Here is a 9485-nt window from a genome sequence, read left to right as displayed (position 1 = left end):
GGGATGGGGCTGGTCACGTTCATCCCCCGATGGCTGCCGCTGGCCTTTCTCGCCCGCCGCAGGCTGCCGTCCTGGTTTGTCGAATGGCTGGACCTCATCCCGGCCGCCATCCTCAGCGCCCTGCTGGCCCCCGCCCTGCTGACCGGCGGCACCCCCCGCAGCCTCGATCTTTTCAGAAGCGAACTTTGGGTGGCCGTTCCCACGCTTTGGGTCGCCCTGAAAACCAAATCCCTCGGGGCGAGTGTGCTGGCCGGGATGCTGCTTTTCTGGCTGGCCGGGATGCTGGTCCCGTGAGGGCCGGTGGCCGCCAGCCTTTCCCCAGCGCCGACCGTCGGCGCGGATTGCTGGGAGCCGGCTGGCGCTTACGTGGGCTAAAGTTTCGGGCCCGCTCCAACGATACCGATAGATGTCTTGCGCTCTGACGGGCGGCGGCTTCAAGCGGGTCGGGTTGACGAAACCGGGAAATTGGGGTGGGCGGGCGGATGAAGATCGAGAAATGGGTTGCCGAGCTGTCGCTGAAAAACAGGACCCTCTATTACCGCCTGAACATCATTTTTGGCCTCTTTTTCATCTTCCCGATTTTCGGCTTCATTCTCTTCGGCTGGAAATACCACCTGCTCACCGATCGGCTGGTGCCGCTCTTTTTTCTCGGATTGATGGCGTTTTCCTTCGCCGGCTTTACCCTCCTGAGAAGGCTCTTCGACCAGATCAGCCAGATTTCGGACCATCTCTCCGCTAAAATCACCCGGAATTTTCCCGCCGCCCAGTTCCAGCAGGACGCTGATGAGCTTCATGCCATCATGAGGTCCTTCAACGCCATCGAGGCGCAGCTGCGCAAAGCCTCCGGCCAGCTGGACAAGCGCTCCGCTGACATTTCGATCCTACGGGAATTGTCGGAACTCTGCCACGCGACCTTCGATCCCGAGGAAATCCTGTACGTGACCCTGGAGCGCTCGCTCCTGCTGGCCCGGGCGGATGTCGGATCGATCCTGATTCTGGACCGCCCCGAGCGCCAAAACTTCACGGTCAAAGCCTCCATCGGGTTGGAGGAATTCATCAAGCTTGAGGACAAGATCGATTTCGAAACCAGCGTCGCCAAGTATGCGGTGATCAACAAGGCGCCGCTGATCGTGGAGGACATCGAAAAGGATCGGCGTTTCGGTCGGTTGAACCGCGCCCACTACGGAACCAAATCGTTTGTCTGCATGCCCATCAAAACCAGCAAGGACATCGTCGGGGTGCTCACGATTTCGCGCCGGGCCAAAGACGGTCAATTCACGGCCGAGGATGTCGAGGCCCTGACCCCCCTGCTCAGCAATGCCGCCTTCACCTATGAAAACCTGTGGCTGCTGGCGAAAAACGAGCGTCAGGGGTGGCTCCTGGATTCGGTCAACTCGGCCCTCAAAGTGATCAACTCTAGTTTCAGGGGCTCGGAGCTGCTGCATGCGGTTTTAAACGAATTCCACACCGTGGTGGCCTACGACATGGCCGTGGTGCTCTTGAAGGATGCCAAGCAGCCCGGTATTGTGCGGGTTTTCGATTGCCTGGCCTTCGGTGCGGCCGTGACCCTGATCAAAAATACGCCCTATGCTGCCGAAGGGTCGATGGTGGACAGGGTCATCAAGCACGAGAACATCTGGCGCATGGAGGCCGCCGACCCCGTCTCCAGTCCGGTTGATGTGGAACTTTTCGGAGCCAAAAGCAAGGGCGCCTGCCTGCTGACACCCCTTCGGCTCAGCGGGGCGGTGGGCGGTGTCCTGGCTTTGTGGGCCGAAGAGCCGCAGGTTTTTGAAGACGCCGCCCCGATCCTCGATCCCATGGCCAAGTCAGTCGCGCTGGCCATCGAGAAAACCACCCTCTCGGAGGCCGTCACCCGGCGCGACCGGGAGTTGGAGTCCATTCGGCAGTTGGGCAGCTCGCTGGCATCCTCGACCTTCGACATCAACCAGGTGCTCAAGTACACCATGGATATGATCGCGGTCATCATGGATGCCGAGGCGGGTTCGATGTTTCTGGTCCAAAGCGACGACAGCCTTTCCTTTGCGGCGGCCTTCAACGCCGACGTCGAGGCCCTCAAAAACATCCGGCTCAAACTGGGGCAGGGGATCGCCGGCTACGTCGCCGCGCGCGGCGAGGCGATCATGGTCAACAATGCTCAGGCCTCCCAGCATTTTTTTCCCGAAATAGACCGTCTAACCGGTTTCAGCACCCGCTCGGCGCTCTGCGTGCCGATGATTTCCCAGGGCAAGGTCCTGGGTGTCCTGGAGGTCCTCAACAAGAAAAGCGGCGACTTCGATGCCAATGACGAAGATCTGCTGCAGTCGGTGGCCTCTTCGGTCAGCATCGCCATCGAAAACGCCCGGCTTTACCGCGAAACGGTCTCCATGGCGGAGCACGAGCGGGGCATTCGCAACATGTTTCAGAAGTTCGTGCCCAAGGAGATCGTGGACCAGATCATCCACGGATCGGAAACCGGCAAGACCGAAATCGAGGAGTTCCGCACCCTGACCCTGCTCAATATCGATCTGCGCGGATTTTCGCGGTTGACCCGCAAAATCGGCCCGCAGAAAACCGTTTCGCTGCTCAACGGTTTTTTTTCCATCATGGGTGCGATCGTTTTCAAACACAACGGGATCGTCGATAAATACCTCGGGGACGGGTTTCTGGCCATTTTTGGCGCACCCCTTGCCAGCACCATGGCTGCCGACAATGCCGTGGCGGCGGCGCTGGAGATGAAAGACGCGGTCCTGCGCCTCAACCAGCATTTCGTCAAGGAACTCGTGGCCAAGGTGGACATCGGGGTCAGTTTGCACACCGGCGAGGTGGTGGTGGGCAACATCGGATTTGACATGAAAATGGACTACACCGTCATCGGCGACCCGGTCAATGCGGTTTTCCGGCTGCAGGAACTGACCAAGGCCTATCCCAACGGCATTTTGATCAGCGAGAGCACCCGACGGGCCTCCCGCTCCCAGCTGGAGGTGCGCGCAATCGAGGTGCCCGATGATACTGATCCGATTCTGAAGGACCTGCAGTTGTTTGAGCTGCTGGGGCAGAAAGAGGCGTCTTGACCAGCGGCCGCCCCTTCACGGCGGCCGCTCCCTGCTCTTGCGGCGATGGCGCTTGGCCAGCGGCCTGCGGCGCAAGAGCACATAAGTGGCCCCCGCACCGCCGTCGCAGGAGCGGGCGCTGGCAAAGGCGATCACCCATTTGCGCCAGGGGCCGCTGCTCAGCCAGCGGCTGACCTCACGCTTCAAGACCGGCCGATCGGGCGAGGAGAGCCCCCGGCCATGAACCACCAGCACCCCCCGCATTCCGCTGCGAACCGCTGCCTGCATGAAGGTGTTAAAAGCCTCTGCCGCCTGGGCGACCGTCAGGCCATGCAGGTCGATGAAGTGCTGAATGGCGAAATCCCCCCGGTGAAGCCGGCGGGTGATTTCCGGGGGCGCGCAGGCCCCGATGCCTTCCATGTACTCCGGTGTTCCGGAAACCACAAAGCCTTTGCCGCTGCGCACCAGTTCCGTGAGCGCCGCCAGGTCGTCGGCCTCTGCAGCCAAATCCTCCCCGCCCGCCGGCTGCGGGCACGTGCTCGGGCGCGGATGGCGTCGCAGATTGGATGCGAGCGGGGTGACCCCCGCCATCGCCTTCAGGAAAAGCTCCCGATCGCTCAGCGGGCATTTTTCGGCGGCCTCAAGGGCTTTCCGCAGCTCAGGGGTGGGGCAAGGGTCTGTTACTGGCGCAGCCGGAAGCGAAACCGATTTCTCCGCCAGCAACGCCTTCAACCCCTGGAAAGGCTTGTCGCCCTCTCTGCCGCTGGAAGCTGCCATGCTGCGCCTCACTGCCCTGCCGCCGTTTGCGTCGATCAGGCCGGTTTCGGTCACCCCAAAATAACCGCCCTTTCCAAGGGGGTCAACCGGCCGCAAAGGCTCCGGCGGTTTGGGCGCGGCTCCTCTGGGGGGTGGGAGGGGAGCGGCCGGCGTGAGTGGTTGTTGCAAAAATGGGTCGAGTGTGATTTTAGGCAGTCTGCACAGACCCCAGTGTTTCAGGGAGGACCCCGATGGACTTGAAAGCCTGCTGCCCCGCCAAAGTGGTCAGCGCCGAGGAGGCAATTTCCAAGATAAACCGCGGCAGCCGCGTCTTCATCGGCACCGGCTGCGGCGAGCCGCAGCATCTGATCCGCACCATGGTCAACGATCCCCATATGCAGGATATCATGGTCTACCAGATGCTGTCATCCACCCTCTCGCGCTATGTGGGGGAGCCGGATTTCCACCGCCGCTTTTCGCTGAAGCTCTTTTTCATCAGCGCCCAGATGCGCAAAGCGGCCTTCGAGGGCAAGATCGACTATATTCCCACCTACCTCTCGCAGATCCCGACGCTCTTTGAAACCCACCGAATAGGGCTGGATGTTGCGCTGATCCAGGTGAGCCCGCCGGACCGTTTCGGCTACTGCAGTCTGGGAGTCTCGGTGGACATCACACGCTCGGGGATGGACAACGCCCGCCAGGTCATCGCCCAGGTCAACTCCCAGATGCCGCGGACCTGGGGCGACAGTTTCGTGCGCGTGGATGATATCGACTATTTTGTAGTTCAGGATGAGCCCCTGGTGGAGATGGTGCCGGGAAAAAAGAACGAGGAGGTCACCCGCCGCATCGGCCATTACGTTTCGCAGCTGGTGGAGGACGGTGCCACCCTGCAAGTGGGCTTCGGGCATCTGCCCAACGCCATTTTGAAATACCTCGACAAACGCCGCGACCTCGGCCTCCACACCCAGCTGATCACCGACGGCATGATGCCCCTGTTTGAAAAAGGGGTGATCACCAACAAGAAAAAAACCCTGCTCCCGGGCCGTGCGGTGGCCTCGCTGTGCATGGGCTCGGAAGCGCTCTACCGCTTTGTGGACAACCACCCGGGTTTTTATTTCCGTTCTTCGGACTTCGTCAACAACCCCACCGAGATTGCCCGCAACGACAATCTCATTTCCATCAGCAGCGCCCTCGAGGTCGACCTGACCGGACAGGTCTGCACCGACTCCATGGGGTATCTCTTCTACAGCGGGATCGGCGACCAGGTGGATTTCATCCGCGGCAGCGCCATGTCCAAGGGCGGGTTTTCGATCATCGCCCTGCCGTCCACGGCCCAGAACGGTAAGGTCTCCCGGATCGTACCGCATTTAAGCGAGGGCGCCGGTGTCGCCACCACCCGTGCGGATGTCAACTTCGTGGTGACCGAATACGGCATCGCCGAACTCAAGGGCAAAGGGATCTACCAACGGGTGGTGGAACTGGCCCAGATTGCCCACCCCAAATTCCGCGAAGAGCTGATCGAGATGGCCAAGAAACGCCACTACATCTTTGCCGACCAGCTCACCCCCACCACCGAGGATCTGATCTTCATCGAAGGCTACAAGAGCGCCATGCGGCTTAAAAACGGCAAGACCATTGATTTCCGGCCGCTGCTGCCCTCGGACGAATTCGCCTTCCGCAATTTTTTCTACTCGCTGCAGGAAAAGACGATTTATTACCGCTTTTTCTACAAGATGAAGCTCTTCTCCCACGAGGTGGTGCAAAAACAGTGGGCGAGTGTGGATTACCGCAAGAACATGTCGCTCATCGGTCTGGTCCAAAAGGGCGGGCACCAGGAAATCATGGCGATCGGCTCCTATGCCATGGCCGACGAGGCCACTGCCGAGGTTGCCTTCGTGGTGCGCGAGGATTACCAGGGGCAGGGGGTCGCATCCTACCTGCTGGGGGAACTGGAGCGGATCGCCAAGCTCAACGACTACAAAAAGTTTAGTGCCACCGTGCTGCGCGAAAACAAGGGCATGCTGCACGTCTTTAGAAAACGCTACCCCAACGCCCGGATGCTCTCCGACGGGGGGTCGGACGTCACCATTTTAATGGACTTCCACGACGCGGTCGAAAAGCCTGCGCCCCCGGAGGCCAACGGCGTGCAATGATCATCGGCTCGAGCGATTGGCAGCGCATGATCCGAGACGCTGCCAGCCGGCTGGGGGTCGACATCAGTCCCGCGGCCACGGAAATGTTCGCGGTTCACGCGCGCGAACTGCTGCGTTGGAATCAAAAGATCAACCTCACGGCCATCACCGACCCGGCGGCGGTGGCGGTCAAGCATTTTGTGGACGCGGTCGCCGCGCTGCGGGTCCTGCCGCCCGGCGGGCACCTGCTGGACATCGGCTCCGGGGCCGGCTTTCCGGGAATCCCGCTCAAAATCGCCAGACCGGCCTTGGTGGTGACCCTGGTCGACGCCGCCCGCCGCAAGGTCAGTTTTCTCAACCATCTCATCCGCACCCTCGCCCTGGAACAGACGCTGGCCCGCCATGTGCGGGTGGAGGCCCTGGCCACCGATCGCCACCAGGCCGGTTGCTATGACGTGGTGATCTGCCGCGCCTTTGCCGATCTGGCCGGATTTGTCGCCGTCGGCCTGCCCCTGCTGGCGCCCGGCGGGCGGTTGGTGGCCTTGAAAGGGCCAAGCGCCGAAGCCGAGGTGGCAGCCCTGACCGCTGCCCGCGGCGGCCAGGGGCCAGGGGCGCCGCCGATTTTGCCGCAGCTGGAGGTTCGGATCGACACCTTCGCCCTGCCCCCTTCGGGTGACCGCCGCGCCATCGTGGTCCTGCAAGCTGCCGAAGACCCCTCACGCCGGAATCTCTGACCGGCGCGTTGTCCGCCTTTTGGCTTGACAGCCCAAAGGCTTGTAGCATAGTTTCAACAGCTTCGGTAAAGCCAAGGCCCGACTCCCCCCGCAAATCAAAAATCGCCTGGTTGAATCGCCGCGGCCGATGCGGCGCCGGATCCATCGGCTTGCGGGCGCGCTGGGAGCACCAGCGCGGCAGTTTTGGAGGGGAGAGGGGGCGGATATTTCAAACCGCGGAGGACCCATGGATTACAAAAAAACGCTTAATCTGCCCACCACCAAGTTTCCCATGAAGGCCAGCCTGGCGCAGCGTGAACCGCTGCAGCTGCAAGCATGGGAGCAGGGGGGGCTCTACGACACCGTTCGCGCGGCCTCCCGGGGGCGGGAACGCTTCATCCTGCATGACGGTCCTCCCTATGCCAACGGTCACATCCATATCGGCACGGCGCTGAACAAGATTTTGAAGGATATCATCGTGCGCTCCCGCCAGATGGCCGGTTTCGACGCGGTCTACGTTCCCGGCTGGGACTGCCACGGGCTGCCCATCGAACACAATGTGGACAAGGAGCTGGGGGCCGAGAAGAGCACCCTTTCCATGGTCCAGGTGCGCAAACGCTGCCGGCGCTATGCCGAGAAATTCATCGATATCCAGCGCGAGGAATTCAAGCGCCTGGGGGTCATGGGGGAGTGGGGCAACCCCTATCTGACCATGGACTACGCCTACGAGGCGATCATCGCCCGCGAGTGCGGCAAGTTCGCCCAGGACGGCAGCCTTTTCAAGAGCAAAAAACCGATCTACTGGTGCAACCACTGCCAGACCGCCCTGGCCGAGGCGGAAATCGAGTACTACGACGCCGACTCGCCGTCGATCTACGTCAAGTTCGCCCTCCAGGACGACCTGGGGGCGGCCTTTCCGGCGCTGGCCGGCCGCAAGGTCTTCCTGGTCATCTGGACCACGACCCCGTGGACCATTCCGGCCAACCTGGCGGTGGCCCTGCACCCGGATTTTGATTATGTCGCAGTCGACACCCGCAACGGCGAGGTCCTGGTTCTGGCGCGTGAACTGGTGGCCGCCTGCATGCAGACCTTCGGCATCCCGGACTACGAGATCCTCGCCGCGGTCAACCCCCGCGAGCTGGAGCGCAAGCGCTGCCGCCATCCCCTCTACGACCGCGATTCCCTGATCGTGCTGGGTGACCACGTCACCCTGGAGGCCGGCACCGGCTGCGTTCATACGGCCCCCGGCCACGGCCGCGAGGACTACGAGGTCGGGCTGCAGTACGATATCGACGCCTATTCGCCGGTGGACGACCAGGGGCGCTTCACGGACGAGGTGGGATTTTTCAGCGGCCAGTTCGTTTTTGACGCCAACCCCAACATCAATGCCAAACTCAAGACCCAGGGGGCCCTGCTGGCTGAGGAGCAGATCAGCCACGCCTATCCCCACTGCTGGCGCTGCAAACAGCCGGTCATTTTCAGGGCAACGCCCCAGTGGTTTATCTCCATGGAGAAAACCGGCCTGCGGCAGAAAGCCCTCACCGAGATCGACCGTGTCCAGTGGGTGCCGCGCTGGGGTCGGGAGCGGATTTACGGGATGATCGAGAACCGGCCGGACTGGTGCGTGTCGCGCCAGCGGGCCTGGGGGGTTCCGATCACCGCCTTTCAGTGCGCCGACTGCGGCGAAATCCTGGCGACCCGCGAGGTTTTTGACCACGTCTACGCCCTTTTTATAGTTCACGGCGCCGACATCTGGTTCGAAAAACCGGCAGCCGAGCTGTTGCCCCCTGAAACCGTCTGCAACGGCTGCGGGGGCCGCAACCTCGAAAAGGAGACCGATATTCTGGATGTCTGGTTCGACTCGGGTGTCAGTCACGCGGCGGTGCTGGAGCAGCGGCCCTATCTGAAGTGGCCGGCGGACCTCTACCTGGAAGGCAGCGACCAGCACCGCGGCTGGTTCCACAGCTCGCTTCTGACGGCGGTCGGCACCCGCGGGCGGGCCCCCTACCGCTCGGTGCTCACCCACGGCTTCGTGGTGGACGCCGACGGCAAGAAGATGTCCAAGTCCCTGGGCAACATCATCGCCCCCAAGGAGGTCATCGATCACTACGGGGCCGAGATCCTGCGCCTGTGGGTGTCCGCCTCGGACTACCGCGACGACATCCGGATATCCGACAAAATCCTCAACCAGCTCAGCGACGCCTACCGCCGGATCCGCAACACCTGCCGGTTTTTGCTGGGCAACCTCGCAGACTTCGACCCGGCGCGGGACCAGGTGGCGCCGGCGGCCATGCCGGAGATCGACCGCTTCGCCCTGCACCGGCTTCAGCTGCTGGTTCAGAGGGCCCGCAAGGCCTACGACACCTACGAGTTTCATCTGATCTACCACAGCCTCTACAATTTCTGCACGGTGGAGCTCTCGGCCTTCTATCTGGACGTTCTCAAGGACCGCCTTTATACCTCGGCCCAAAACTCCCCTGAGCGCCGAAGCGCCCAGACGGTGCTCTTGGCGCTGGCCGACGCCATGGTGCGCTTGATGGCGCCGGTGCTGCCGTTTACCGCCGAGGAGATCTGGAAATTCATGCCGACCACTTCCGGCCGTGAGGCCAGCGTGCATCTGGCCGCGCTGCCGACAGTTGCAGCGGAATTTCAGGACCCTGATCTGGCGCAAAAATGGGACCGGATTCTGGCTCTGCGGGGGGAGGTTTCCAAAGCCGTCGAAGGGGCCCGGGTTGAAAAACGGGTGGGGCATTCCCTGGATGCCGCCGTCACCATCAGCGCCCCGGAGAGCCTTTACCAGCTTCTGGGCCCCTACCGCGAGGAATTGCGGTCGA

6 protein-coding genes are annotated in these 9485 nt (G+C 62.1%); 5 read left to right on the top strand and 1 reads right to left on the bottom strand.

The window, feature by feature from the left end:
• Together LJE63_03830 and LJE63_03825 are read left to right on the top strand one after the other, a co-directional pair.
• The coding region (locus LJE63_03830; GenBank protein MCG6905733.1) for an AzlD domain-containing protein at positions 1-294 on the top strand (294 nt) is incomplete at its 5' end.
• Positions 295-482: 188 nt separating this feature from the next.
• A complete protein-coding gene (locus tag LJE63_03825; GenBank protein ID MCG6905732.1) occupies positions 483-3071 on the top strand; it encodes a GAF domain-containing protein in 2589 nt (862 codons plus the stop codon).
• 15 nt (positions 3072-3086) lie between these two features.
• Here the strand turns inward: LJE63_03825 and LJE63_03820 are convergent, their stop codons facing one another.
• Positions 3087-3827 (bottom strand): Smr/MutS family endonuclease, encoded by a 741-nt coding sequence (locus tag LJE63_03820; GenBank protein MCG6905731.1) that lies wholly within the window; start codon positions 3825-3827, stop codon positions 3087-3089.
• 230 nt (positions 3828-4057) lie between these two features.
• Here LJE63_03820 and LJE63_03815 point away from each other — a divergent pair, with 230 nt between their 5' ends.
• From LJE63_03815 to ileS, 3 genes are all read left to right on the top strand, one after another.
• Positions 4058-5959 carry a GNAT family N-acetyltransferase gene (locus tag LJE63_03815; protein ID MCG6905730.1) on the top strand — a complete coding sequence of 634 codons (1902 nt, stop codon included), beginning with the start codon at positions 4058-4060 and terminating at the stop codon, positions 5957-5959.
• Between the two features lie 26 nt (positions 5960-5985).
• Entirely contained in the window at positions 5986-6672 is a 687-nt protein-coding gene (gene rsmG, locus LJE63_03810) for a 16S rRNA (guanine(527)-N(7))-methyltransferase RsmG (protein MCG6905729.1), read from the top strand.
• A gap of 226 nt (positions 6673-6898) precedes the next feature.
• On the top strand, positions 6899-9485 hold a 2587-nt coding region (gene ileS, locus LJE63_03805), incomplete at its 3' end, for an isoleucine--tRNA ligase (GenBank protein MCG6905728.1).

It is taken from the genome of Desulfobacteraceae bacterium (assembly GCA_022340425.1).
Classification (GTDB): Bacteria; Desulfobacterota; Desulfobacteria; order Desulfobacterales; family JAABRJ01; genus JAABRJ01.
Note: the sequence above shows the minus strand (reverse complement) of the source record. Positions and strands in the feature narration are given on the sequence as shown.

Coding starts and splice junctions, on each gene's coding strand:
- LJE63_03825 (MCG6905732.1), top strand. CDS start 483: ATGAAGATCGAGAAATGGGTTGCCGAGCTGTCGCTGAAAAACAGGACC.
- LJE63_03820 (MCG6905731.1), bottom strand. CDS start 3,827: ATGGCAGCTTCCAGCGGCAGAGAGGGCGACAAGCCTTTCCAGGGGTTG.
- LJE63_03815 (MCG6905730.1), top strand. CDS start 4,058: ATGGACTTGAAAGCCTGCTGCCCCGCCAAAGTGGTCAGCGCCGAGGAG.
- rsmG (MCG6905729.1), top strand. CDS start 5,986: ATGATCCGAGACGCTGCCAGCCGGCTGGGGGTCGACATCAGTCCCGCG.